The following is a 26,101-nucleotide window of genomic DNA, read 5'->3' as shown; positions in this document are numbered from 1 at the left end:
ATATGAAATTAAAAACCGTGATCCTTGCACTGCTAGCCAGTGCGACTTTATTTGGTTGTAGCTCAACTGATAAAGTATCTTTAATGGCCGATCATCGCGCCACAATCTTGGAATCGAACCTACCTTATAAGCAAGGTCCATTGCATATCATGAGCGCTAAATCGACCGAGCATACGGTTGAACTGCTGATGATTTATAACAACACTGGCGAAATAGCACCAAGCGCTTTAGTCGATGCCAGCATTGCTTATTACTGCAGTGACAGTGAAGTACGTGCTGTGATCGACAAAGGCGTTATTTACAAACTGGTGCTGCGCAATGAACGCGGTAAGTTAATCAGCGAACAAGAAGCAACAAAACAAGTGTGTGAGTCTTTAGACGAGGCAAAAAAATAACACTCACGATTAACTACATCTAAAAACGGCGTATTAACTTAAAGTTAGTACGCCGTTTTTGTTTTTTATTGGTATTGTAACGTCATCTGTTTAATTCAAAACACTGATTACACTCTGCCTAAATTTTACTGTCAATTAACAATGCCAATCAAGGGGAGGAGCTTGATAAGTAATCTGACACATAACTCACTAACGACTAAACACTAGCGCCTTCAAACTGGCTTGTTCATCAATATCGGCGAACTCTAATGGATTAGCTAAACGTTGCTGATAGATAAGCTCTGGCGCTTCTTCTAGCATGGTATCAATTAAGAAGTCTTGTGTGACGGCTGGTGAATTGACGCAAGCAAGCACAATGCCCTGCGGTGTTAACAATGACGGTAAACGACGTAAGATTCGCTTGTAGTCTTTAGTCAATGCAAAGCTGCCTTTTTGAAAGCTAGGCGGATCAATCACAATCACATCATACGGGCCAGCTTTGGTGATTTTACCCCATGATCTAAATATATCGTGCCCCATAAAGGTCACTTTCGATAAATCATGTTGGTTTAATCTGTGATTGTCTCGCCCACGGGTTAATGATGCGCGCGCCATATCCACATTAACAACTTTACTTGCTCCGCCTTCAATCGCTGCGACTGAAAATCCACAAGTGTATGAAAAAAGGTTGAGGACCGCTTTATCTTGCGCGCGTTGCTGTAGCCATTCACGCCCAAGACGCATATCTAAAAATAAGCCTGAATTTTGATTCTTACCCAGCTCAAGTTGATATTTTAAGCCATTCTCAATCGCGACCGGTTTTAACTCAATATTACCTGTGATCACTTCAAATGGTGCGCCATGTTCATAGCGATGTTGTAATCCAATCCCCTGTGCGCCGATGTGTTTCCATTGCTCAGTTTGGCTTAAATGTTGTAAACCTTGCGCTAGCGACTGCATAAACTCGTCATCCACCGGCTTGAATAAGTTGACAATTAATTGCGTTCCTAACCAGTCGGCAGTGAGCTGATCTAAGCCTTGCCATAAACGACCCCGTCCGTGAAAAATTCGGCGTATTTCGTTATCACAATTTGGCAATGCTTTATTAAGTTCATTAAAAAAATCAGGTAGCGCATTAACTTGCATATTCAGGTTCACTTTTTATTATGTGTATTATTTATTGGTTTTGATCACAGGCCAATCAAGCTGACACGGTTTTCCCCATGTCTTTAACGCATGTTGAACCGCCTCGCTTTGCCACTTCTCACCCATATTCTCAAGGCGATTCCATTTAGGATCGGATGGGTCACAATGTACTCCGACGATGTTGCCTTGATATTGGAATTTTAAAGCGTAAGCATGCAAATAGCCACGGTCGGCATTGCTCGATGGGGTATAAATTGGATCGCCTACAATCGATGAGCCAATTGAATTTAACGCCACTCGAATTTGATGAGTTTTACCTGTTTTGGGCTTACATAAAAAGACACGTTCGCCCGACTCTCCTGCTACCGAGAAAAATTGGGTTTGCGCAGGATTAGTTTGAGTCGTCGTTAGTTTCCAACTAGAGCGGCGTGAACGCTCCATATCACCAGAGATGAGGCCTTGTTTTTTCTTTGGTTTTTTCACCCCTATCGCAAGGTAAAATTTGGTCACCGCGCGGTCTGCAAACTGTTGAGACAACTCACTGGCTGCTTGGTGATTTTTAGCCAAGAGCAGCAATCCTGAGGTCATTTTGTCGAGTCTATGCACTAAAAAAAGAGATTGATAACCGGTTGCTTTACTGATCTCAAGCAATAGAGAAGTATCACCATCATCTTTGTGCACGCTCACATTAGGATGTTTGTTGATCACTAAAAAATCGGGGTTATCCATTACAATATCAAACATGTCACACCTAATTTGAAGGTTAAATCGTCGCTAACATTGTTGGCAGCATTAAGGAGCAAGAGTATACAACAGAATCAAAAATGCCGACATCGAAGCCGGCATTGGAAATTGAATACAATGTGCCTTACTTGTCGTCAACCTTAGTTAAAAAACCAAGACATTAAGATAAAGGCACCAAAGAAAAATGACATGATCAACGCTACAGATCCGCCACCAGCAGTATAAGGTTCTTTCATTCCCATTAACTGGAAGCTAGGTTTACGCACTCTAAGGACCATGGCGAGTGGACCCCAAATAGCCAAGAACACCAAGGTAATGCCGGCATATTCAAGCATATTTAAAAACTTATTCGAGAATAATCCCGTCACCACCAAAGGCAAAATAAAGGTTAATGCAAACACGGCGACTTTAGCAACCAAACCGCTATTTAGGTTCAGTGTTTTCGCTAGCCCTTTAATACCATCTTTATTTTGGTCAAACAAAGCCATCGACACCCCTAAAAATGAGGTTATTAATGCTAGTGCAGAAAAAATAGAAATGATGGTTTTTAGCGCGCCAGATTGACCGCCAAATGCACTGATTAACTGCGAAACATTATCAAATTGACTGATCTCAGCGGTGCCTAAATTACCGATAATGGCAAATAACCACGTTAAATAACACACCAATGGAATAACCGAACCAAGTAAAATCATATTCCGGATTTGTTTCCCATCGGCTTCTTTGTTATACATGACCAAAGACGGGATCACCACCATAGAGCCAAAACTGGTGAAGATGGTGGTGCTGTGTTTCACCACATCTTGCCATTGGAATACAGGAGTTTGCGCTAGATAATCTGGCTCGATATGCGTAAATAATGTCGCCACAACCGTCAATAACATGCCGATCATTAATATAAACAACACTCTATTTAGAATATCGATATAAGATTTACCGGCGATAATCACAAACGCCATCACGAAGGTAAACGCGGCATAACAAATCGGTTGAGCAACATCTAAACCCACTTCTAACAGTAAGTTATGGAATAAGTCACCAATGCCTAAAGTGTAAGCCACTAAAATACAAATCAGCAGCATATAAAAGAAGAAGTTAATGAAGTATTTACCGCCCGTTCCCAATGTCAGTTCGGCAACACTGTTCATTCCGCCATTTTGGGCCGTTTTGGTACAGGCTTCTGCCAGCAATAGAGCGCCGTAAGTGGTCCCTACAAAAATCACTGTCATTAAAATCAGACTGACTGTAAAGCCAAATTGAGCCAGCGCCATGGGGATCCCCAACATTCCTGCGCCTAATGCGGTTCCTGCAAGGATCAGAGAACTACCGAATAATTTCATATTCACAACATTGTTCCTTTAACATCAAAAGTTTACAGTTTTCACTCTGTTATTTATTTTTATATTTACACACAAATAAAGCAGTGATCTCGAAAAGTTGACTATCAGTAAAGCAGGTTACGTCACAAATTTAAAGCCAAAGCAGCATAATTTATCATTTTCTTTTAAAAACCTAGCTGAATACTGGTTAAACAACCTTAACAAACAGATTAAAACGCCACCAATTATTCATAAGAGCAATCTTTTTATACTGTTATCTTAGCTAGCTCGCCGCTTCATATTGAAATCGCTTTATGTTGAAAACCGCTTTGGGTTCGAGGGCTTTTTATTTGATATTTCAATCGAAAGCGTTCAAATCTAAATCAATTTAGTGCTAGAGTATCAGACATTGTTTTTATGATTTATATAATGCGAGTTCATGGAAAAACTTTATCAAATTCTAGCCTTAGCCGGTGTGATAAGTTATTGGTTGCTGGTAGCAGCAGTCACTATCCGAGTGGTGGTAAAACGCCGCGCGGTCAGTGTGTCTCTCGCATGGATAATGATCATCTATATTCTGCCCTTTGTTGGGGTCATTTGTTATTTCTTATTTGGCGAACTGAATCTTGGCCGAACCCGAGCCGAACGTGCTAAACAAATGTTTGAACCTTACGGCGAATGGTTTACGCAGTTGCAACAATGCCAAGCCCACCAACCTAAATTATTAAATTTACAGCTGTCGCAGATCCATGATATTTGTACTAATCGCACTTCTATCCCTGCTCTGTGTGGTAACACTCTTTCACTGCAAGACACACCCGATAAAATTCTGCTGTCGATTATCCGCGATATTGAGGGAGCAACCGAAAGCATTCGCATCGAATTTTATATTTGGCAAAATGGTGGATTGATCGACTCGGTCAATGCTGCGTTAGTACAAGCGGCTAAACGTGGAGTTAAAATTCAAATCCTGATTGATTCTGCTGGTAGCCCTAAATTTTTCCGAAGCCATTGGTATAGCTTAATGCGAACCTCTGGTATTGATGTTCGAGAAGCGCTGGCAGTGAATGCTTTTCGTATGTTCTTCCGCCGTCTTGATTTACGCCTGCATCGAAAAATCATTACCATCGATGATCAAGTGGGTTATACCGGCTCAATGAATATGGTCGATCCAATTTACTTCAAACAAGACTCTGGCGTGGGGCAGTGGATTGATGTGATGGTTCGAGTTACTGGCCCGACGGTTAATATCTTGGCCGCTATTCATGCATGGGATTGGGAAGTTGAAACGGGCGAGCGTCACTTGCCTACCTTCCCTGTTTGCACGATAGAAACCAATGGCGCTCTGCACCCTATTCAAGTAGTACCATCAGGCCCTGGCATGCCAGATCATCTCATTCAACAAGTGTTAGCGTTGGCAATAAATCAAGCGCAACATTCGGTTAGGATCACTACCCCTTATTTCGTACCAAGTGATATTTTACTGCAAGTGATCAATATGACCGCTCAGCGTGGTGTTACGGTCGAATTAATCATCCCAAAAAAGAATGACTCCTTGTTAGTTAACTGGGCCTCAAAATCGTTTTTTACCGAGTTACTCAATGCGGGAGTGAAAATCTATCAATTTGATGGTGGTTTATTGCACACCAAATCGGTGGTTATTGATCAACAATACTGCTTAATTGGTAGCGTCAATCTTGATATGCGCAGTTTATGGCTCAATTTTGAATTGACCTTAGCGGTCGATGATGATGAATTCACTAAAGAGTTATATTGGGTACAACAAACCTATATTGAACAATCTCATCTTATTGACTCAAATGAATGGCAAAAACGCAGTCTATTTCATCGAGCATTAGAACGCTTATTCTATTTATTCAATCCATTACTTTAGGGTGCTGATCTCATCAACGCTCACTCTCTTTAAAAGGAATTATGATGTCAAAAAAACTTGAAACCAAACTTGTGACAGCAGGACGCAATAAAAAATGGACACATGGCGTGGTAAATCCACCAGTACAACGCGCCTCAACGGTGGTATTTAATACGGTTGCAGAAAAAAATGCCGCCACCATAAAGCGCCAAGGCCATACATTATTTTATGGTCGCCGTGGTACCGAAACCCATTTTTCCTTTCAAGAAGCAATGGTAGACGTCGAAGGCGGCGCAGGGTGTGCACTCTACCCTTGTGGCGCAGCAGCGATCACCAATACTATCCTAGCCTTTGTTGAGCATGGCGATCATATCTTAATGGTCGATACTTGTTACGAACCAACGCGTGATTTTTGTAATATTATCCTCAAAAAAATGGGCATCGAAACCACTTATTACGATCCGATGATTGGTGAAGGCATTCGCGAACTCATTCGTCCGAATACCAAAATCTTATTCACTGAATCTCCTGGCTCTTACACCATGGAAGTGCAAGATATTCCTACCCTATCTAAAATCGCCCATGAGCAAGATATCATTGTCATGATCGATAATACGTGGGGCGCGGGCGTTAACTTCTCTCCATTTGAGTTTGGGGTTGATATTTCTATCCAAGCGGCAACTAAATACATTGTCGGCCATTCTGATGTGATGCTCGGCACCTCTGTTGCCAACGAAAAATACTGGCCACAACTGCGCGAACAAAGCTATTTAATGGGGCAATGTATTTCACCTGATGATGCCTATACCGGCTTACGCGGATTGCGCACACTAGGGGTTCGATTAAAACAACATGATACCAATGCACTTGCAGTAGCCAAATGGTTAGAACAGCGCCCTGAAGTGGATCATATCCGTCATCCTGCGTTTGAAACCTGCCCTGGGCATGAGTTTTATAAGCGTGACTTTACCGGGGGAAATGGTTTATTTTCTTTTGTATTAAAAACCAGCAATAAAGAAGCCACCACGGCGTTACTTGATACCGTTGAGCATTTCAGCATGGGCTATTCTTGGGGCGGGTTTGAGAGTTTAATTCTTGCCAATGAGCCAAGCACTTTCGATACCATGCGCACTGTGGCCAACCCTCATTTTACAGGCACATTAGTTCGCGTGCATATTGGATTGGAAAACGTCGAGGATTTAATTGAAGATTTAGCGCGCGGTTTAGAAGCTTATAATGCGGTGTTAAATCGTTAATTTTTTTAACTTATTTTTCATAAAAATATTATGACATAAAAATGGCGAGCGGTTTTGGAGCACTTTACAGGTCTACAAGATCATAAAATCACAGGCTCGCCATTTTAAAACTTATTTACATTTCGCATAACAAGGGCAATCGATTACGTGATCATTCACCATTCCCATTGCCTGCATATACGCATAGCAAATGGTTTCGCCCATAAATTTAAAACCACGTTTCTTTAAGAACTTGCTCATTGCTTTTGATTCTTCTGTTACCGCTGGCACTTCATCCATGCTTTTTCTGGCCGGTTGCAAAGGTTTGCCATCGACAAATTGCCATAAAGCTGCAGATAACGAACCAAACTCTTGTTGCAGCGCGATCGCGGCTCGCGCATTAGAAAACACCGAGGCAATCTTGGCTTTATGTTTGACGACATCAAAGTTTTCAATAATAAACGGAACACGTTGCTCATCGTATTGCGCCAAAGTATGAATATCAAACCCTTCAAATGCGGCGGTGTACCCTGCGCGTTTATTTAAAATTGTGCGCCAACTCAGTCCTGCTTGCGCGCCCTCTAAACAGATAAATTCAAATAGCACCGTATCGTCATAGACGGGTACGCCCCACTCTTTATCATGGTATTCACGCTCATTATCATGCTTCATTGCCCATCCGCATGTACTGTCTTGCTCTGTCATGAGTTTGCCCTATCTGCTAAATGCTAAATGCCAAAAATCTCTGACAGCTTAACTGATATCAGAGATTTTTAATTGTAGAATGATCGATAAAAATAAAAGCTTAATTTTTATAATTGGTTAAATTGTTTAAATTGTTTATTAACCTTATACGCATCGGATGTGACATACGCTTCCATCTTCCTTATTTTTTCTTCGATTTGTTGATATTCACAATCGAGATCGGATAATAATTCCGATGGGACTTTCCCCGCCTGCCATGGTTTATTTTTTAGAGCGTGATCTTCTGTATCGCCTTGTTCTTGCATAGAAGCCGGTCGCTTCTCTACCATCAACCAAATACCAACATAGGCGAGTAATACCAGTAAATTTCCGCCTAACAAAAATATAGATACCGCTAGAATTCGGATCCACCACACTTCAACACTAAAATAACGCCCGATGCCTGCGCAAATACCGGCGATTTTGCCCGTGGTGGGTTCTCGATAAAAGGTTTTTTTAGTCATCAATTACCTCCAGTTTGGGGCTTCTGAATCTAAGATTTTTTCTAATGTTTTGATCCGCGCTTGCATGCCTTCGGCTTTACTCGCGAGTTGTTTTAACTGCTCAAGTTCCTCACCTGACAATCCATGTCCGACTTGTCGCTTACTGCGATAATGTAAAATCAGCCATAAAGGGGCGACGAAAATCATAAATACCACTAAAGGTGTGGCAAGAAATGTCATCATGTACAGCTCCTACTCTTATAAAACTACAATCCTGCATCGTGGAAACAGGTTAAACAACACCAATCAAATAACGCTCAAATTATTCAGTGATTTTGATTGGTATCAAAAAGTAAATTAGTGCTTATCTTGCATGCTTTGCTTTAGTTTTTCTAATTCTTTTTCAATCTCATCATCGGCTTGCAGCTCTGCAAATTCTTGATCGAGGTTTTTGCCTTTTTCGCCGAGATCATAACTATCCGCTTCAGCTTCTAGTTCATCAATCTTACGCTCGTATTGTGCAAATTTAGACATCGCCTCTTCGGTTTTGCCAGTATGCAATTGCTTTTTAATATCACGGCGATGACCCGCACTTTGTTTACGGGTAATAATAGATTGCTGACGAGCACGAGTTTCCGTGATCTTAGCTTCTAATTTTGCTATCTCTGAGCTTAGCTTTTCAATTGATTCTGCCAATAGTGCTTTTTCATTTGATAAGCCTTTTAATACATCATCGATTCTTTGCTTTTCGATTAATGCGGCGCGAGCCAGATCTTCACGTTGCTTAGTGATGGCTAAACTGGCTTTCGCTTGCCAGTCTTGCGCTTGGTCTTGTAATAATAAGATGCGACGGCTGATTTCTTTATCATCGGCTAAAGATTTGGCTGAGTGAGTGCGGACTTCAACTAAAGTGTCTTCCATTTCTTGAATAATAAGGCGGATCATTTTTTCTGGATCTTCGGCCTTGTCTAACAACGCACTGATATTAGAATTAACGATGTCGGCGAAACGTGAAAAGATTCCCATAATAACGTCCCTCTTGGCTATGCTGATTAAAAATACTAAGTTGTTGATTAAATATGCTAAATTTACTTTAAGATATATAAGTCGTTTAATTTAAGCCCTAAGTTAATGAAAGATTTTAATTCCACCTATTACCTGCTTAGAATAAACAATACATAAAACATGCCAAAAAATTAATCCTTATTAAACAGTCAGTTATCGTGTGCGGTTTTTTATCCTCAAAACTGATATGATGAATTTAACCAATTGTTAGTGAAATTTATCATCTTAGATGCAACCAAATGGATTATTGTTATGAAAGTACAAAACTTGATCGGTCAATCTAGTAATTTCCTCGCGCTACTCGATAAAACATCTCAATTGGCTGCCATTAAGCGACCGGTACTGATTGTGGGCGAGCGCGGTACTGGTAAGGAATTGATCGCTCAGCGTTTACACTATCTTTCTAAACGATGGCGACAACCGTTAATCACGCTTAATTGCTCGACTTTTACTGACGGGTTAATTGATTCTGAATTATTTGGTCATGAATCTGGCGCCTTTACTGGGGCTAAAAACCAGCATAAGGGTCGTTTTGAGCGCGCCGAACTTGGGACGTTATTTCTTGATGAACTTGCCACTGCCCCGATGAGTGTGCAAGAAAAATTATTGCGCGTGATTGAATACGGTGAATATGAGCGGGTTGGCGGCAGTAAAATGCTCAGCGCCGATGTACGGGTCATTTGCGCCACCAATAGCGATTTACCCCAATTAGCCGCCAAGGGTGAATTTCGTGCCGATTTATTGGATCGGCTTGCGTTCGATGTACTCACCCTGCCACCGTTGCGTGAGCGTATTGAGGATATTTTACTGTTGGCTGAACACTTTGCCATTCAAATGTGCCAAGAACTCGGTTTTGAGATGTTTGCAGGGTTTAGCACGCAAGCTCAACAAGAATTATTAAGTTACTCGTGGCCAGGTAACGTACGAGAATTAAAAAATGTGGTCGAGCGCGCCGTCTATCGCCATGGCCTATCTAGCGCAGTCATCACACAAATCGAGTTTAACCCTTTCGCAAAAAGTGACACTGTCACCATCAATGTATCGAATAACACCGCAGAAATGGAGATAACAGGAGATTCTCACCCAGCAGTTGAGCTTAACCATATTGAATTCCCAATTAATTATAAACAATGGCAAGCACAACAAGATTGCGATTTACTGCAATCAGCATTGCAACAAGCCAAATATAATCAACGTCATGCCGCCGATTTACTTGGCCTGAGCTACCATCAATTACGCGGTATGCTGAAAAAATATAATATTTCGCCAAAATCGCATTAGGCGGCTCATTTTAAACTCGAAATCAACCTATTCAAGCCGCTGACTATTCGAGACAAATGGCGTAGAATTAGTTATGATCGTTAGCTTATTATTCTGATGTCACCTATGCCCTTCCATCTCTTAAGTTGCGGCTTCAAATATATCGGGATCATTACCCATGGCAAGGAATCCATAGATGTTCGTGTACACCTTACGACGAATGAATTTATTTATCATTACGCTATTGATGCTAACATTAATTGGTTTCAGTATTTTGCGTATTGACCCGCACTCTCAAGCAGCGATGCAGCCTTTCTTTCAAGGCTGGTTCGATTATTTAACTCAATTATTTCACCTCGATTTAGGCACCAATGCCATCGGCGTTCCGGTGCTCGCAGAGATTAAAAGCGTTTTCCCTGCCACGTTAGAGCTGTGTTTCTTTGCCATGCTGTTTGCTTTGGTTATCGGCATTCCTATCGGCACACTTGCTGGTATTCGCCAAGGTAAACCCATTGATACTATTATTTCTTTTAGTTCTATGGTCGGATATTCAGTGCCGATATTCTGGCTCGCTTTAATGATGATCATGTTCTTTTCATTAGATTTAGGCATTACTCCTGTCTCTGGTCGTTATGATTTAATTTACCATGTACCGTATATTACGGGTTTTTCAGTCATTGATGCCTTTTTAAGTGACGACCCATTGCGTAGCCAAACTCTGCATAGTATTGCCATGCATCTCTTGCTGCCATGCTTAGTCCTCGCCCTCCCTCCGACCACCGAAGTGATCCGTTTAATGCGCGCGTCTGTAGCCGATGTCCGTAAACAAAACTATATTCGGGCGGCGCGTACTCGAGGTCTGTCTTCATTTGAAATCATTTTTCATCACGTGCTACGCAATGCCATCCCACCAATCATTCCCAAGGTTGGGGTGCAATTATCCAGCATGCTGACTTATGCCATTATTACCGAATCCATTTTCCACTGGCCGGGCATTGGCCGTTGGTTATTAGAGGCACTGGCTAATAAGGATTATGTCTCTATTCAAGCGGGCGTAATGGTGGTAGCAACTTTTGTACTTATCGTTAATATTCTTTCGGATTTAATTGGCGCACTTGTTAATCCTCACATAAGGAAGCAGTGGCATGCTGTCAAATAATATCTATCAAGAAGATCAAGTTCCGGGACAGTTTGAACGCTTTTGGCGTCATTATCGTAGCAATAGTTTGGCTATGTTTGCGCTGTGGTGTTTTATTGCCCTAGTAATTTTAACCATTGGTGCCCACTGGATAGCACCACACGATCCATTATTACACTCAAGCCATATCTTACAGCCACCATCATGGAGTCATGACGGTAGTGTCGAGTTCTTTTTAGGTACAGATGAATTAGGGCGCGATATACTTTCCCGCTTATTAATAGGCTCACAACTGACCTTTGGTTATGGCATCATCATTACCTTAGTTGCCACCTTTATAGGCTGTGCAATTGGCATTTTTGCTGGCATGACCAAAGGGTTACTTTCAAGCGTATTAAACCACTTACTTGATACCGTAATGTCGATCCCTGCTATTTTACTCGCCATTATTTTTGTCGCACTTCTTGGGCCCGGTGAATTAAATATTCTACTCGCAGTGTGCTTAGCGCTGATCCCCCGTTTTATTCGCTCTTTATATTTAACCGTAAACGCTGAAGTGGCTAAAGATTATAATATTGCTGCAAGGCTAGATGGCGCCAATGCTTTTCATCTATTATGGAGCTCCATTCTGCCCAACTTAACCACTGTTATTGCCGCTGAAATGACGATGGCAGCCTCGATTGCTATTTTAGAAATTAGTGCACTCGGTTTTTTAGGTTTAGGCGCGCAAGCCCCAATGCCGGAATGGGGTACCATGCTCGGGAATTCGATTGTTCTTATTTATAGTGCTCCTTGGACAGTCACCCTACCCGGTATTTTTATTATGTTTTCGGTCATAATGATTAACCTAATGGGTGAAGGTGTTCGTCAAGCTCTAAGCGCAGGAACTGAATAATGCCGTTATTAGATATTCGAAATCTCACCATTGAAATTGAAACCCCTCACGGCACGGTCAAAGCGGTTGATCGAATGAGTTTAACCCTAAATGAAGGTGAAATTCGTGGTTTAGTGGGCGAATCGGGGTCAGGTAAAAGCCTTGTTGCCAAAGCCATTGTTGGACTCACCAAAGACAACTGGAAAATCACCGCCGACCGAATGCGGCTCGATAAAATTGATTTATTACAACTGACGGCCAAAGAACGACGCCGTGTGATCGCGCGTGATATTGCGGTGATTTATCAAGAAGCCAGTAGCTGTCTTGACCCATCAGAAGAAATCGGCCATCAATTACGAGAAGCGATTCCAGCCGCCTCTTTTGAAGGAAAGTGGTGGCAGCGTTGGCATTGGCGTCATAAATTAGCCAAAGCATTACTGCATAAAGTGGGCATCAAAGATCACCGTAAAATTATGCGATCCTACCCTTATGAACTCACCGATGGTCAATGCCAAAAAATCATGATCGCGATGGCGATTTCATCTAAACCTAGGATCTTAATTGCCGATGAACCGACTAACGATTTAGATCCGATCACTCAATCACAAATTTTGCGTTTACTGAGCCGCATGAATCAAGTCAACAAAGTGACCTTAATGCTGATCGGCCATGATTTAACCACCATTACTCAATGGGCGACGCAAATTACTGTAATGTACTGTGGTCAATCGGTGGAATCGGCTAAAACCAAAGATATTCTCAATGCGCCAAAACACCCATATACGGTGGCGTTGTTACATGCGATGCCTGATTTTAACGAATGGATCCCACATAAAAGTCGCCTGCCTTCACTGCCTGGGTCAATTCCGCCATTACAACACTTACCGATTGGATGTCGTTTAGGTCCTCGCTGCCCTTATGCACAAACAAAATGTGTCAATGTACCGCCACGTCAAAAAATCAAAACTCATAAATTCAGCTGTCATTTCCCATTAAATATGGAGAAACCACAATGAGTGCATTATTAGAAGTCATCGATTTATCCAAAAACTTTGTCACCCGCTCTGGTATATTTCGTCGTCAAATTCACCAAGCAGTTAAACCTATTTCTTTTACTTTAGAAGCAGGACAAACGGTTGGTATTATTGGACAAAATGGTTCAGGAAAATCCACATTAGCAAAAATGCTGGCGGGCGTGATTAAACCAAGCCATGGCAAAATTTTCGTCAATGGTGAGCAACTATTCAATAAAGATTATTCAACCCGATGTAAATTGATCCGCATGATATTCCAAGATCCTAATAGCTCGCTTAATCCGCGTATTCAAATTGGTCGTATCTTAGAAGAACCATTAAAGCGCAATACTCAAATGTCGCCAGAAGCTCGTGCGTTACGAGTTAAAGAAACCTTGCGTAAAGTTGGCTTACTGCCTGAGCATGCTCATTTCTACCCACAAATGCTCGCTACAGGTCAAAAGCAGCGTGTGTGTTTGGCTAGAGCCATTGTGTTGCAACCATCGGTGATCATCGCTGACGAGGCTTTAAATGGGCTTGATATGGCGATGCGCTCACAGATCATCAATCTATTTCTAGAACTGCAAGAAGAAATGGGAATTTCGTTTGTGTATGTCTCTCAGCATATCGGAGTGGTAAAACACATTACTGATAAATTGATTGTGATGCATGAAGGCGAAGTGGTGGAATCAGGGGAAACCGTAAAAGTGATCGCTCATCCGCAGCATCCGATCAGCCAAAAACTGATCGAGAACCACTTTTACAGTGCGCCGAGTCATGTGAAATAATTGAATGAAAGCTAGGCGACGATTGAACGCCGTCAACGACGCTTCAAATCCAACGATGACCAATATTCAGCGTTTTTGAGCTTGTTTCTTCAATTCAAAATCAAACTCATCAGGGAATACAATTACCCCTTCTTGGTCAGCATTTGGGAAAACCACCACTGACAATTCATCGTCCTCTAAACCATGACTCCAGCGACTGTGCCATTTGTTTAATGAAATCGCTTCAGGTTGACACTCTTGCCAATCGCCGGTCGCCCAAGCTTGTGCAAATTCTTGATTTGGCCACACAGGCACACAATCTTCGTCTTCGGTGTTAAGCATGACGCAACCATCTTGATCAACTAAGATCCAGATTTCGCGGTTCGCTACCACTTCTTTGACACAATATTGAAAACGTTTTTCACTGTCGTATTGGCCGATTTTTTCAATTGTTGCTGCATCAAGTTGTTGAGTCATATTGTTTCCTATTTATAGGGTTTTGTTGCCGTTTATTACGTATAAAAAAGGCGAGTCACCCTCGCCTTTTTCATGTTTAGCTCTCTAACTATGAAGGATATTTTAGACTAATTCGCCTTGCAACCATGGCCAACCCTGCTTCTTACGGCTTAAGGTATTTTCCATCACTAAAGAACCCTCTTTTAGGTGCTTCTCTAGTTTGCTTGACCATTCACCTTTAAATAACAACTCAGTGGTGCTGGTGGTGATGTCGGTTAGCATAAGCGCAGCAAACGCTAAGCCATCTTCTTCACAGCGACGCTCAAGGTCGGCATTTAATGCATCAAACATACCATCGACTTGTTCCATGGTTGCCAATTCAACTTGACCCACCACAACATCGCGGCCATTAAATGGGTAAGCTTTTAAATCTTTCTCGACCAATTGCGCCGCCGTTAAACCTTCGATATCGGTTTTTGCGATCAGAAGATTTTTGATAAATTCGTCTAAGTTATCAATCTCAGCGATTTTCGCTAATTCTTTTACCGCAACTTCATCTTTAGGGGTACAAGTTGGCGAGGCAAAACCGACTGTATCTGAAAGAATGGCTGACATCATCAACACAGCTAACGGCTTAGTGATTTCCGTTTCTTCCATTTTGAATAAGTTGAACAGAATAGTACAAGTACAACCAACAGGCCAAATCCACGCTTCTAATGGATTCACCGTCATCACATCGCCTAAACGGTGGTGATCGACAATACCAACGATTTCCGCTTCTGCGATATCATCTGGCGCTTGAGAAATATCGGTGTAGTCCACCAGCCAGATTTTTTGCCCTGCGACACCAGTACACATTTCAGGTTGCTCAACACCGGCTTGCTCAAGGATATATTGCGTTTCACGGTTAAGCTCACCTTGACGTACAGGTTTGGCTTCAAGACCACGAGCTTTTAATAATTCAGTCGCAACTAATGCGCTACAAATGCTATCACTGTCTGGATTTTTATGACCGACTACTTGAATCATGGTTTATGTTCCTATTACAACGGTTTATGTCACAGCCTCAGCGCAGTATTCTGCCACTCAAGCTATTAAAGATAATTTGGGGTGATACTTTACCTGAATTTGAAAATTTGTCATCGCTTGTGGGGAAATAAGCTGCACTATTTATTGTACGAGAAGTCGCTCGAACAGGAGATAGCGCGTGGCGTAATTCAATTTTGCTGTAATAATCAGCACTCAAGTCAATTTAAAGTGAACAAACTACCAAAAGCACCTTTTACTGCTTGCCAAAATGCCGTGTTGCAACCTATTGTAAGAGCATGATTAAAGCTAAGGGAACACTATGAAATTTAAAACTGAAAATGTGGCTGAATTAAACCTGTTACTTCAATTTAACCCAGCGAGTCAACAAACTGGCATTAAAGTTCGCAGTGATGCGGATGCTGAACTACAAGCTGCGGTTAAGAGCTTATTTGAAAAGAATTTATGCACCCTTGCTGATGGCGGCTATTTAACCGACGAAGGCATTGAAGCGTCTGAGCATGCTTTAAAACTTCTGCATGTGCTGTCTTCTAAAGCATAAAAAATAGTGACACCGAATCAATGATCCCTGCCTAGTGCGGGGATTTTTTTTCTGTTCTAATCCGATTAAGCGCTAGGCGATAACTTTTATCTCAGCTATTGGTATTTTTAAAAAGCAGGCAATGATGATCAGGTCGTGACTAAAATGAGGAATATACTGTTTAAAAAACGCCCCAGTCAGACTGAGGCGTTCGTTTTTATCTTTATGTTAGTACGCATGATCCATTATATGGATGACGCCATTCTATAGTTTATTCCACCGTATCTAATACTTCTTTTTCGTTATTCTCATTGGTGATTTTCGGCTCATTACCAAACCCACGCAACCCAACTACATGCACGTGCTCATGATCTTTAAACACTTTACGAACCAGTTTGTAGGTGGTGCCTTTTTCTGGGCTGATGTTCTCTGGCGCGGCGATCAATAATTGCATATCCAAACGATCACACAGTTCAAATAAGGTATTGATCGATTTGGTATCCAAACGGGCGGCTTCATCTAAGAATAATAAACGACACGGCACAATATCTTTACTGCGCAAACGACGAGATTCTTCTTCCCAGCTTTGGATCACCATCAGCAAAATAGACTGACCTGTACCAATCGCTTCACCGGTCGATAATGCGCCTGATTCTGCTTGTAACCACCCTTCTGAACCACGGTTGACTTCGATGCTCAGTTCTAGGTAATTACGGTAATCAAGCAGCTCCTCGCCTAAAATCTGCGGCGAACGTTGCCCCATATCAATATGAGGGTTTACTCGTTGGAACAATTTCGCCATCGCTTCAGAGAAGGTCAAACGTGGATTATCAAACAAGTCTTGATGTTGCTCTTGCTGCTCCGCCAAACCAAGTAATAAGGTTTGATGACTTTCGCGAATGCCTACATTTAACCGCACCCCACGCACCTGACCAAAGGCAATATTCGATAAGCCTTGGTTTAGCATCCGAATACGGTTTTGCTCACGCTGAATGGTTTTCTTAATAATGCTTGCCACTGAACCTGAACTGATCGCCAAGCGATTTTCACGCAAGGTAAGCTCTTCGGTTAAGCGCGCCAGTTCCACTTCCATTTCTTCAATCGCTTCAACCGGATCGTTGGTGCGAATGATATCTTGGCGAATACGTTCACGCAGATGTTGATACACCGCCACATAGAACAATACTTTCCCTTCTGGGCGGGCATTATCTTCAGATAAACGTAGCGAATCACGCAGAGTTTCATTATTGGCGACCGCTAAACGCAATGCCCCTAATGATTTATCTGACATTGAGCGCAGTTCGTTATCTGATAGGTACGCTAACTCTCGGCGATGCAAACGACGTTCTACATCATTTAAGCGAGCAATGCGCATCACGCTGCACCAACCGGCTTTGGCATTAACCACAAACTTGCGTAGCTCTTGGTATTCTTTTTCGATTTTCTTAACACGCTTACTGAGTGCTTTCATTTCAAGCTCAGTCGCGGTTAAGGTACGTTCAAATTCACTCTTACGCTGACGTGAGACTTGGACGCGTTCATGCAATTCGGTTTTACGTTCTTGGGCTCGCTCTAGTGCGCCAAAATCTGGCGTAATGCCCTGATCTTGCAGCTCTTGTTTGAATTCTTGTACGGTTTCTAGTTTCGCTTGATGCGAAGACTTGAGTGATGCCAGTAATTGATTGTATTGGTTCAATTGCGCTTGAGCTTGTTTGAATGCTTCACGGGCACGGACTTTATTTTGCTCCGCTTGGGTCAACTTCATTTTAAGCTGCTCACTTAACTCACTGCTTTGGTCAAGCAAACTGACTGAGTCGGCATAAGCAAAGTAATGGCGACGCTCATGCAGATCCGCGATAGCAAATATTTGCGTTTTTAGCGTTTGCAATTGCGTATCGGCTTGCTGGTAATTGGCCTTAAGTGCATCAAATTGTTGTGGATCGATCTCTAATGCCGACACCACATTGCTCAATTGATTAACCGCTTTACCGTGTTGTTGCATAAAGCGTTGGAATTCTGCTAACTGTTCGAGCTTTTTTTCCAGTTCATCAAAGCGATCATTGAGGGTTTCATCTTCAATCAGATGCATCACGCTGGCTAATTTATTTAAGCTAACCATCGCTTGTTTACTGGTTTGCAGTTGGCTGCGTTGATGTTGCTCTTTACTTTCAAGATCGGCTAGCTGACGCAGAACTTGATTTAAGCCATCGCGTATTTGTGCCAGTTGTTGCTCTGGATCGGCGTTAAACGCAACGTGAATATGCTGAGACACGAACTCATTATAACTGCTGTATAAACGTTGCAGTTTTTGTGAATCAAATGCGGCTTTAGCAAAGTTCTCTGCCACTTCATCACGCTCTGCGCGTAAAAGCTCTAACCGTTGTTCACGCGCTGCTCGTCCAAATAATGGAATTTCTGGCAAGCGAGAATAACGCAGTTGACGATCGTTGAGTTGTACGCATACCGCGCCATCAAGTTCATCGGCATTAAAATCACCATCATCAAAGGCATCAACATCACCTTGAATAATATAAAGATCGTCAGGGCAATCCTCTAGTTCAAGCAATTGTTCTTTAATACCGTCTAGATTAGACACCACGATCGCATGGCGTGATGGACCATACATGGCGCTAAAATAAGGTGCATCGTCAATCGCAATATCATCATAAATTTCAGACAGCAATACCCCGCCTAAAGTGTCCGCTAAGCCTTTTAAACGTGGATCGTTAGAGCCTGATGGCGACGCTAAATGTTCGATATCACGCTCAAGTTCATCACGACGGATCGCTAGGCGTTCTTTAATGATTGATTGTTGTTTTTCTTGCTCCAACACTTGTTGCATTTGCGCCATAACCGCATGGCTATCGCTTAGCTCGCCGTCGGTTTGTTGTTGGATTTTGTCTAATGCGTCATTGGCTGCGATCCAAGCCGGTGCTTGTTTTTGCAAGATTTGGATTTCATGCTCAGCATCTTGTTGGCTGCGACGACAATCACCCCGGACATCGCGCAATTCTTCTTGCGCCATTTCAACGGTTTCAATCACATCCAAATGACGTTCACGTTCTTGCTCTAATACCATTTCATCATCAAGGCGGACTTGATGTTGCTGCTGGTATGCGTCCACCAGTGACACCGCTTGTGACTGCTCGTTTAAGCTACGTTCAAGATCGCGATGTTGCGCGCGCCATTGTGATTCGTTTTGTAACCATTGCTGTGCTTGCTGCGCTTTTTGGATTGCTTGTTTGGCTTGTGGCAACGCATCACTACGTTCAATATCACCGGCAATAGTTTTGACTAAAGCCAATGCTTGCTCAAATTGTTCGGTTGCCGCTGACGACATATCCAATTTATGTTTAAGCGATAGCAAGGCTGAGGTTTGCTCAGCTTCTTGCTGCTTTAATTGCGACAAGTGGGTTTGTGCCACGTCTGCGCTTAACTGCGAATTATTGGTTAATTGCTGGGCTTTTTCTAATGCTTGCACCGCTTGCTGATATTGCAGAGCGCGGGTTTGCTGTACATCGAGCGCCTGTTGGTAATCCGCCAGTTGCGATTTTAAGCTATCCACTTCTTGTTCTGAAACATCGGCCTGTTCTTCGGCCATCGCGACTTGCTCAGCGGCTTCTTCCACCACCATCATTTGTTCTTCTAAGCGCTCACTCAGCTCTTCTAAATCTTCTTGATAGCGTTCGATTTTCTCTTGCTGACGCAGCGCGGTTTGCACTAACTGCAGATGATCAGATGCAGCTTGATGATCTTGCTCTAAACCGGATTCTTGCTCAACCAATTGCTCGAGTTCTGCTTGAACTTGAGTCAGTAAATGCGCTTGTGAACGCAGTGTGGTACTCGATTGATTCAATTCACCGCGTAATGCTAAGGCTTGATCGAGTTTAGTGCGGCGATCGTTGGTATGGCGCATGTAATCGGCAGCAACATAGTTGGTCGATTCGGTGATCAAGTGCTTGAATAAATCACGGTCGGCTTGAGTGGTTTTAATCGCTTCCAACGTCATGCGGTTTTCACGCAGCGCCGATTCCATATCTTGGAAGGCTTTTTTCACTCCGCCATTTTGCGGTAATAAATAATCACGCAATGAACGAGTAATGGCACTTGAAATACCGCCATAAAGCGACGCTTCAATTAAACGATAAAACTTAGAACGATCGCCGGTGTTGCGCAATTTCTTCGGCAAAACGCCCATATCAAACATTAGGCTATGGTAATCTGCCACCGAAGTGAATGCTTTTAATAACACTCCTTCATATTCTGCCACGATATCTTTTAATTCGTTAAATGAACGCACACGCGCCTGACCATTAGCTAAATTTTCGATCAACACATCAGTTGGTTTAACGTGGCTTGGCAGGCCTTGAATAAGGAAAGGTTTAATATCGACTTTCTTATCTCGCCCTGCCACTTGTTGCAGACGTACTGCAAACAATAAGCGTTGGTTACGAGAGTTGACAACATCCAGCGCGGCGTAACAACTGCCCGGTTGTAATTTACCGAATAAACCTTTGTCACGAGATGCTTGTGAGCTACCTGCTTCCGTGGTATTTCTAAAGTGCAGTAAGCTTTGGTCAGGGATAAGCGCAGTAATAAAAGCCGCCATGGTGGTGGATTTACCTGCACCGTTACCGCCAGAAAGTGTGGTCACTAAACCATCAATATCAAAAGTACGGGCAAAGAAGCCATTCCAGTTGATCATGGTGAGTGATTGGTATTTACCTCTTGCGATCATAAGTCACCTGCTTGTTCTTGTTGCTCATTTTGTTGCGTTTCTGGGTTAACGTCATTAGCTTGAGTTAGGTTATCTTCGTTGTCATCGCTTTCGCTTTGTGGATTGACCTTTGACAGATCAGTCACCGCTTCACCATCACGGATCAAACGAAGTTGCGCTTCACGAACATCATCGCCAATACGCACGTCTCCGCCAAAACGAAATACTGCTTCACTGATACGAAATTTATTATCATCTCCAACCGGTAAAACCATGCCAATTCGACGCAAGCGGCGCAGTGAAGTGCGCACTTTTTCAAACAGTTTTTCTTTATCAAGATCGGATCCTGCCGCGCGGTTAGTGACCAAACGCATCAGTTTTTTCTCATCGGCGAGACTGATCAGTTCTTCATATAATTCTTGATTGGTAAAAATACCTTCATGCGCCAAACGCTCTGGGCTTAGGTATAAGAAACACAAGATTTTCCCTACCAGCATATCAAGCTCTGATAATACACTACGGCCAATCAATGAGGTCGAACGTGGGCGCAAATAGAAGAACCCTTCTGGCGCACGGACTAGCTCAGCATTGTAACGTTGATAGAAAGTCGCCAATTCCATGTCGAAATCAGTTAAAAAGGCATGGTTATCCATATCGTCACTTGAGATATGACGTCCGGCACGCAGCATGCTGTCGAGTGCAGGAAAAAGAGGATTAGATAATGCTTTTACCAGTTGCTCTGGCATATATACGTCTTGAGAGTCGACGGTGTCTGGAGCCATATAATCAGTATTTATCGATGACATTTGCTTGTACCTTTGCGCCAAAGTTATTAATTGCTTGCCAATCAGGTTGAATTGCTTGGTAATCGGATTCCGAATACCCCATTCTTACCGCTTGATCGACCACCATTCTGGCTAAATCAAAATGTTGAGTGGTTGGGTGTTGCGCCAAATAATCGCGCAGTACCAAACCGAGATCGATAGCTTGCCCTGTTTGTTGGTGGGCTTTTAGCATCGCTTCTACGCGCAGACTCAGTTCATCGTCTACCACGCTTAATTCTTCATATTCCACTTCATCGGGAACAAAACCGGTCACTTCATCGTCACGCAATATCATCGCTTCATCACGCATATCGCGCAAACGCTCAGCATCGGAATGTACCATATACCAAGGTGCGTCGAAGTAATCGGTAACCGATTGACGCAAACGCTGACTGAAGGCGCGGTTTTGGTCCATATCAATCGCGGTACGGATAAATTTATGCACATGGCGATCATAACCAATCCACAAATCAATCGCTTGCTGGCCCCAACTGATGATCCGGTCTAGCTTGGTTTGCAGTGAAAATAAGATCGTATCAATAAGTTCTAGATCGTCTTGGCCATAAATCAGCTGTTGAATATCCAACAGTTGGGATTGCAATTCATCACCGGCGGCTTGCAAGGTATCTTGTAATTCATTGAGCGTACTGGAGGTTTCGGACAATAAATTCTCGCAACTGCTGATCGCTTCACGCCAATCTTGATTTAATAGCTCGGCAATTTGCGCTTTGATTTCAATTTGCTGATCGTCCATCGCGCGTTGGTTCAAATCAATGCGATCAAAAATCTCACTGACTGAATATTTGAGCACGCCGTAAACATTTTTCTGCCATTGACCTAGAGTGCTCGCTTGCTGCGCCGATTCGACCGCTTTAGACATTTCATCCGACACCAATGACAGTTGGATCGACAATTTGAGTTTAGAGAACTCACGATGACGAACGTAATAATCGGTGATCGCAACACCCAGCGGTGATAAACGATATATGCTTGCACCATCGGTCATTTCGCTGACAAAACGGCTGATCAGGCGTTGTGACACTAATTCGTTAATCGCATTGTTGGCGCGAAAAGCAGATGCTTCACCGGTTTCTTCAAACTGACGGGTAACGATTTTAAATGAATCGTGTAATTCACCTTCGCCCAGCTCTTGATCAAAGCTTTCATTGCTCAATACCGCAATTGAGATCAAAAATGCCAATCTCTCGGGGCTAAGATCTAATGAAAAATCGTGTTGTTTAACCCAACCAACCAGCTCATCTAATGGCTGCTGACTGATATTCGGCTCGACAACGTCTTGAGTTATTTCACTCATTCTCGTTCCTGTTTATCCTGTTTATACCAACTGATTGATACCAATTGGCCATACATCCGTTTTCTTTCACAGTGTTTTTTGAGCCCACACATGAATATAACGACCTAATGAGAGATAAGGCTCAGTGCGACACAGTTGTTGCTCTAATGCCACGATATCTTCAAGTTGATAATCACCCATATATTGTTGATCACCAATGTAATCAGAGAAGCAGCGGATCCCTGACTTACCTTTAATAATGAAGCCTTCGTTTTCTATCCATTGATACACTTCATGTGGATACAGACCTTTTTGCGGTTGCAACTTAAATCGTTTTCGATGTGGCATACCTTGCAAAATATGGGGGATATTACCACAAGTTACATTTTTCAAAACCAGTCCATGATGATTATAAAACATTACCGATGCGATACCGCCCGGCTTCACTTTCTCTAATACTGTTTGTAAAACCTGTTGTGGATTTTCGAGCCATTCCATAACTGCATGAAATAAAACTAGATCAACGGGTTTATCGAACTGCTCAGTTAAGTTTTGTAATGCTGAATGAATAAAGGTAAATTGTGCTTCCAGTTGATTTGATATGATATCTTGTTGGGCTAGTGCTAACATTTCACTGGAAATATCACATAGAACAACCTGATGACCGAGTTGTGCCACCTTTTGTGACATTTGTGCCAAACCGCCACCGGCATCTAAAATGCTAAGTTTTTTGAGATCAGCATCTAATTTATTTAAGATCTGTTCCATGTCTTGCCAAATAATTGTCTGACGGATTTCACCTTTATCAGAACCATAGATATTTTTGGCGAATTTTTGTGCAATATCATCAAAGTTTCGGTCTTTATTCATTCTTTTATTTTAAGATAACTGAACATTGCGTGTATTCTGTCACAGCAAATTCAGGAATAAAGAAATTACTGCTATTTATTGACCAAATGATTACTTTTCGGACTATCTATAATGTTTGAGTTAAAAAAAATCGTGTCATCCTTTATGATGCCGCTGCCTGCATTACTGATCATTGGCTTTTTAGGCCTATTTTTGATCATGTTTACCTCACGACGCGGTACTGGTTGTATCTTCACTTTTATCTCTTTATTAGGGATCTTCCTTTTATCTTTCCAACCCGTCGCCACCAGTTTATTAAAACCAACCGAACGCCAATATACTGCATTTTTACCGGTTGAAGGATCGATTGATTATGTGATGGTTCTTGGCAGTGGCCATACGGTCGATGATGAAATCCCCCCAACCTCCGAATTATCTCGAACTGGCTTAATGCGCCTAGCAGAAGGGATCCGCATTTTACGCATGTATCCCGGTGCTAAATTGATTTTATCGGGTTACGCCGCCGGTTCATCGGTCAGCAATGCACGTATGATGGCCAATGTCGCAGTATCGTTAGGAATAGCGAAAGCGGATATTATTTTATTAGAAAGTGCCAAAGATACGTGGGAAGAGTCTCATCAAGCCGCCGGCTTTGTGGGTAATAAACGTTTAGTGTTAGTAACATCGGCCAGTCATATGCAACGCGCACTAAATGATTTTCATTCTGCTGATTTGGATCCGATCCCTGCGCCAACCAATTATTTAGCGGTCGATAACATCAATCAAGCTTGGGAACGCTTCACCCCTCAATCGAAATATCTGGAGCAAAGTGAGCGTTATTGGCACGAGCAACTGGGTCGTTGGTGGCAGGTTATTCGCAACAGTTTGTCCGATGAAAAAACCGCGGTGCAACCAACCAGTGTATAAGCCTCTAAGCTAACAATAGTAGGTCTATCTCTGGCCTACTAGCCAAACCTTCACTTCCCAATTTTATCCATGTCGACATTTGTTTCTATCTTACTTGATGCAAACGATACCGCTTTTAACTATTATAGGTTAGTGCTTAAATTATTATTTTATTGGCGCTGATAATGCAAGACTCAAACAAATAGTAAGAAATTATCACTTGGTGATTGTCAGCGGTTAAAATTAAGACTAAGATCCCTCTTCAAAAAATTATAATAATAAAATAACACCCTGATTTTTAACACAATTAATTACAACACTGGTTTGCTCGTATCTATTTATGGATTTTTGCGACACATTTTCCAACCCAAATAGCTATCACTATTAAATTCAATATCGATTCGCTGGCTTTTTCCGGCGGCATTAAGGAAATCATTATGGCTACAATTAAAGACGTCGCACGTATTGCAGGGGTGTCTACGACAACCGTTTCGCACGTGATCAATAAAACTCGCTTTGTAGCAGAAGCAACTCAAGAGCGCGTGATGGCAGCCGTTGATGAATTAAATTATGCCCCAAGCGCCGTCGCACGTAGTTTAAAATGCAATACCACCAGCACCATTGGTATGTTAGTCACTCAATCAACCAACCCATTCTTTGCCGAAGTGGTTGAAGGTGTCGAAAGCTATTGTTATCGCCAAGGCTATACCTTGATCTTATGTAATACTGGCGGTTTAGTAGAAAAGCAACGTGATTATGTTCGCATGTTGGCCGGCAAACGCGTCGATGGGTTACTTGTGATGTGTTCTGATCTGGATGAAGATTTACAAAAAATGCTTGATGGTCATCCTGACATTCCAAAAGTCGTGATGGATTGGGGCCCTGAGACATCAAAAGCCGATAAAATCGTCGATAATTCTGAAGAAGGTGGTTACTTAGCCACTCGTTACCTGCTCGATCACGGCCATACCGATATTGCTTGTTTAAGTGGTCATTTTGAGAAAGCAGCATGTAAAGAACGTATTGCCGGTTGTAAACGTGCAATGGCAGAAAAAGGTTTAACCATACCAGATGAATGGCTACTTGAAGGTAACTTTGAGTGTGATACTGCGGTTATCGCAGCGGATAAAATTTTAGCGATGGATAAAAAACCAAGTGCTGTGTTCTGTTTTAACGACATTATGGCTTTGGGTTTAATGAGTCGCCTGCAAGAAAAAGATCTGCGAGTGCCTGAAGATATTTCAGTGATTGGCTATGATAACATTGATCTCTCCCCTTATTTTTCGCCGCCATTAACCACAATTCACCAACCTAAGCGACGTTTAGGTAAAACGGCGATTGAAATTTTACTTGAACGTATTAAAGATAAAGCCCACGCCAAGCAAGTATTTGAAATGGTTCCTGAAATCATCGAACGCTCAACCGTCAAAAAATTGAATTAATTCGATTGTTTTATACCAAGGTCGGCCACTGTTCTGGCCTTTTTTATACCT

At 42.4% G+C, this 26,101-nt stretch carries 23 protein-coding genes and 1 pseudogene; 11 read left to right on the top strand and 13 right to left on the bottom strand.

Going from position 1 to position 26,101, the window contains the following annotated elements; translation table 11 throughout:
• Positions 1-2: 2 nt before the first annotated feature.
• The gene (gene gspS2 / locus GFB47_RS05095) at positions 3-395 is read left to right on the top strand and encodes a type II secretion system pilot lipoprotein GspS-beta (RefSeq protein ID WP_178306447.1); all 393 of its coding nucleotides are present in this window, start codon (positions 3-5) and stop codon (positions 393-395) included.
• A 189-nt stretch (positions 396-584) separates the two neighbouring features.
• Here gspS2 and GFB47_RS05090 read toward each other — a convergent pair whose 3' ends face one another.
• The 3 genes from GFB47_RS05090 to GFB47_RS05080 all read right to left on the bottom strand — a co-directional run bounded on the left by GFB47_RS05090 (position 585) and on the right by GFB47_RS05080 (position 3,604).
• Positions 585-1,520, bottom strand: a complete 936-nt coding sequence (locus GFB47_RS05090) for a class I SAM-dependent methyltransferase (RefSeq protein ID WP_153446984.1) — start codon at positions 1,518-1,520, stop codon at positions 585-587.
• A gap of 27 nt (positions 1,521-1,547) precedes the next feature.
• Positions 1,548-2,264: a TIGR01621 family pseudouridine synthase gene (locus GFB47_RS05085; protein WP_153446983.1), complete on the bottom strand. Its 717-nt coding sequence runs from the start codon at positions 2,262-2,264 to the stop codon at positions 1,548-1,550.
• A 140-nt stretch (positions 2,265-2,404) separates the two neighbouring features.
• The gene (locus GFB47_RS05080) at positions 2,405-3,604 is read right to left on the bottom strand and encodes an amino acid permease (protein WP_153448155.1); all 1,200 of its coding nucleotides are present in this window, start codon (positions 3,602-3,604) and stop codon (positions 2,405-2,407) included.
• Positions 3,605-4,022: 418 nt separating this feature from the next.
• Here GFB47_RS05080 and cls point away from each other — a divergent pair, with 418 nt between their 5' ends.
• Complete coding sequence (gene cls, locus GFB47_RS05075) at positions 4,023-5,477, top strand: cardiolipin synthase (RefSeq protein ID WP_153446982.1); 1,455 nt, start codon at positions 4,023-4,025, stop codon at positions 5,475-5,477.
• A 44-nt stretch (positions 5,478-5,521) separates the two neighbouring features.
• Complete coding sequence (locus GFB47_RS05070; RefSeq protein ID WP_153448154.1) at positions 5,522-6,712, top strand: cystathionine beta-lyase; 1,191 nt, start codon at positions 5,522-5,524, stop codon at positions 6,710-6,712.
• 111 nt (positions 6,713-6,823) lie between these two features.
• Here the strand turns inward: GFB47_RS05070 and GFB47_RS05065 are convergent, their stop codons facing one another.
• The 4 genes from GFB47_RS05065 to pspA form a co-directional block, all read right to left on the bottom strand.
• On the bottom strand, positions 6,824-7,396 hold the full coding sequence (locus tag GFB47_RS05065; protein WP_153446981.1) for a DNA-3-methyladenine glycosylase I: 573 nt from the start codon (positions 7,394-7,396) through the stop codon (positions 6,824-6,826).
• A 107-nt stretch (positions 7,397-7,503) separates the two neighbouring features.
• Positions 7,504-7,899: an envelope stress response membrane protein PspC gene (pspC, locus tag GFB47_RS05060; RefSeq protein ID WP_153446980.1), complete on the bottom strand. Its 396-nt coding sequence runs from the start codon at positions 7,897-7,899 to the stop codon at positions 7,504-7,506.
• 3 nt (positions 7,900-7,902) lie between these two features.
• Positions 7,903-8,121 carry an envelope stress response membrane protein PspB gene (pspB, locus tag GFB47_RS05055; protein ID WP_153446979.1) on the bottom strand — a complete coding sequence of 73 codons (219 nt, stop codon included), beginning with the start codon at positions 8,119-8,121 and terminating at the stop codon, positions 7,903-7,905.
• Between the two features lie 114 nt (positions 8,122-8,235).
• Positions 8,236-8,904 carry a phage shock protein PspA gene (gene pspA / locus GFB47_RS05050; RefSeq protein ID WP_153446978.1) on the bottom strand — a complete coding sequence of 223 codons (669 nt, stop codon included), beginning with the start codon at positions 8,902-8,904 and terminating at the stop codon, positions 8,236-8,238.
• A gap of 291 nt (positions 8,905-9,195) precedes the next feature.
• On the opposite strand from pspA, the gene pspF reads away from it, so the two are divergent.
• From pspF to GFB47_RS05025, 5 genes are all read left to right on the top strand, one after another.
• Entirely contained in the window at positions 9,196-10,224 is a 1,029-nt protein-coding gene (gene pspF, locus GFB47_RS05045; RefSeq protein WP_153446977.1) for a phage shock protein operon transcriptional activator, read from the top strand.
• 175 nt (positions 10,225-10,399) lie between these two features.
• Positions 10,400-11,362 carry an ABC transporter permease gene (locus GFB47_RS05040; RefSeq protein ID WP_153446976.1) on the top strand — a complete coding sequence of 321 codons (963 nt, stop codon included), beginning with the start codon at positions 10,400-10,402 and terminating at the stop codon, positions 11,360-11,362.
• Positions 11,349-12,236, top strand: a complete 888-nt coding sequence (locus GFB47_RS05035; protein WP_153446975.1) for an ABC transporter permease subunit — start codon at positions 11,349-11,351, stop codon at positions 12,234-12,236. Before GFB47_RS05040 ends, GFB47_RS05035 begins: the two co-directional genes overlap by 14 nt.
• Positions 12,236-13,231, top strand: coding sequence for a peptide ABC transporter ATP-binding protein (locus tag GFB47_RS05030; RefSeq protein WP_153446974.1), 996 nt, complete (start codon positions 12,236-12,238; stop codon positions 13,229-13,231). Before GFB47_RS05035 ends, GFB47_RS05030 begins: the two co-directional genes overlap by 1 nt.
• Entirely contained in the window at positions 13,228-14,016 is a 789-nt protein-coding gene (locus GFB47_RS05025) for a peptide ABC transporter ATP-binding protein (RefSeq protein ID WP_153446973.1), read from the top strand. Before GFB47_RS05030 ends, GFB47_RS05025 begins: the two co-directional genes overlap by 4 nt.
• Before the next feature lie 66 nt (positions 14,017-14,082).
• On the opposite strand, the gene GFB47_RS05020 is transcribed toward GFB47_RS05025, so the two are convergent.
• Together GFB47_RS05020 and GFB47_RS05015 are read right to left on the bottom strand one after the other, a co-directional pair.
• Entirely contained in the window at positions 14,083-14,472 is a 390-nt protein-coding gene (locus tag GFB47_RS05020) for a DUF2750 domain-containing protein (protein WP_153446972.1), read from the bottom strand.
• Positions 14,473-14,574: 102 nt separating this feature from the next.
• On the bottom strand, positions 14,575-15,480 hold the full coding sequence (locus GFB47_RS05015) for a manganese-dependent inorganic pyrophosphatase (protein WP_153446971.1): 906 nt from the start codon (positions 15,478-15,480) through the stop codon (positions 14,575-14,577).
• A gap of 319 nt (positions 15,481-15,799) precedes the next feature.
• Between GFB47_RS05015 and GFB47_RS05010 the strand changes: the two genes are divergently transcribed.
• Entirely contained in the window at positions 15,800-16,039 is a 240-nt protein-coding gene (locus GFB47_RS05010) for a TIGR02647 family protein (RefSeq protein WP_153446970.1), read from the top strand.
• Positions 16,040-16,289: 250 nt separating this feature from the next.
• Here the strand turns inward: GFB47_RS05010 and mukB are convergent, their stop codons facing one another.
• The 4 genes and pseudogenes from mukB to cmoM all read right to left on the bottom strand — a co-directional run bounded on the left by mukB (position 16,290) and on the right by cmoM (position 23,723).
• Positions 16,290-20,756, bottom strand: coding sequence for a chromosome partition protein MukB (gene mukB / locus GFB47_RS05005; protein ID WP_153446969.1), 4,467 nt, complete (start codon positions 20,754-20,756; stop codon positions 16,290-16,292).
• A gap of 118 nt (positions 20,757-20,874) precedes the next feature.
• A pseudogene (gene mukE / locus GFB47_RS05000) lies at positions 20,875-21,517 on the bottom strand (chromosome partition protein MukE); the annotation flags it as partial.
• A 4-nt stretch (positions 21,518-21,521) separates the two neighbouring features.
• Entirely contained in the window at positions 21,522-22,874 is a 1,353-nt protein-coding gene (gene mukF / locus GFB47_RS04995) for a chromosome partition protein MukF (protein WP_153446968.1), read from the bottom strand.
• Between the two features lie 66 nt (positions 22,875-22,940).
• Positions 22,941-23,723: a tRNA uridine 5-oxyacetic acid(34) methyltransferase CmoM gene (gene cmoM / locus GFB47_RS04990; protein WP_153446967.1), complete on the bottom strand. Its 783-nt coding sequence runs from the start codon at positions 23,721-23,723 to the stop codon at positions 22,941-22,943.
• 111 nt (positions 23,724-23,834) lie between these two features.
• On the opposite strand from cmoM, the gene elyC reads away from it, so the two are divergent.
• On the top strand, positions 23,835-24,629 hold the full coding sequence (elyC, locus tag GFB47_RS04985; protein WP_153446966.1) for an envelope biogenesis factor ElyC: 795 nt from the start codon (positions 23,835-23,837) through the stop codon (positions 24,627-24,629).
• Positions 24,630-25,045: 416 nt separating this feature from the next.
• A complete protein-coding gene (locus tag GFB47_RS04980) occupies positions 25,046-26,050 on the top strand; it encodes a substrate-binding domain-containing protein (protein ID WP_153446965.1) in 1,005 nt (334 codons plus the stop codon).
• The last annotated feature ends 51 nt before the right edge of the window (positions 26,051-26,101 follow it).

Origin of the sequence: Vibrio algicola, from assembly GCF_009601765.2 — a bacterium.
GTDB classification, from domain to species: domain Bacteria; phylum Pseudomonadota; class Gammaproteobacteria; order Enterobacterales; family Vibrionaceae; genus Vibrio; species Vibrio algicola.
This window is presented reverse-complemented; position numbering and strand designations above follow the sequence as displayed.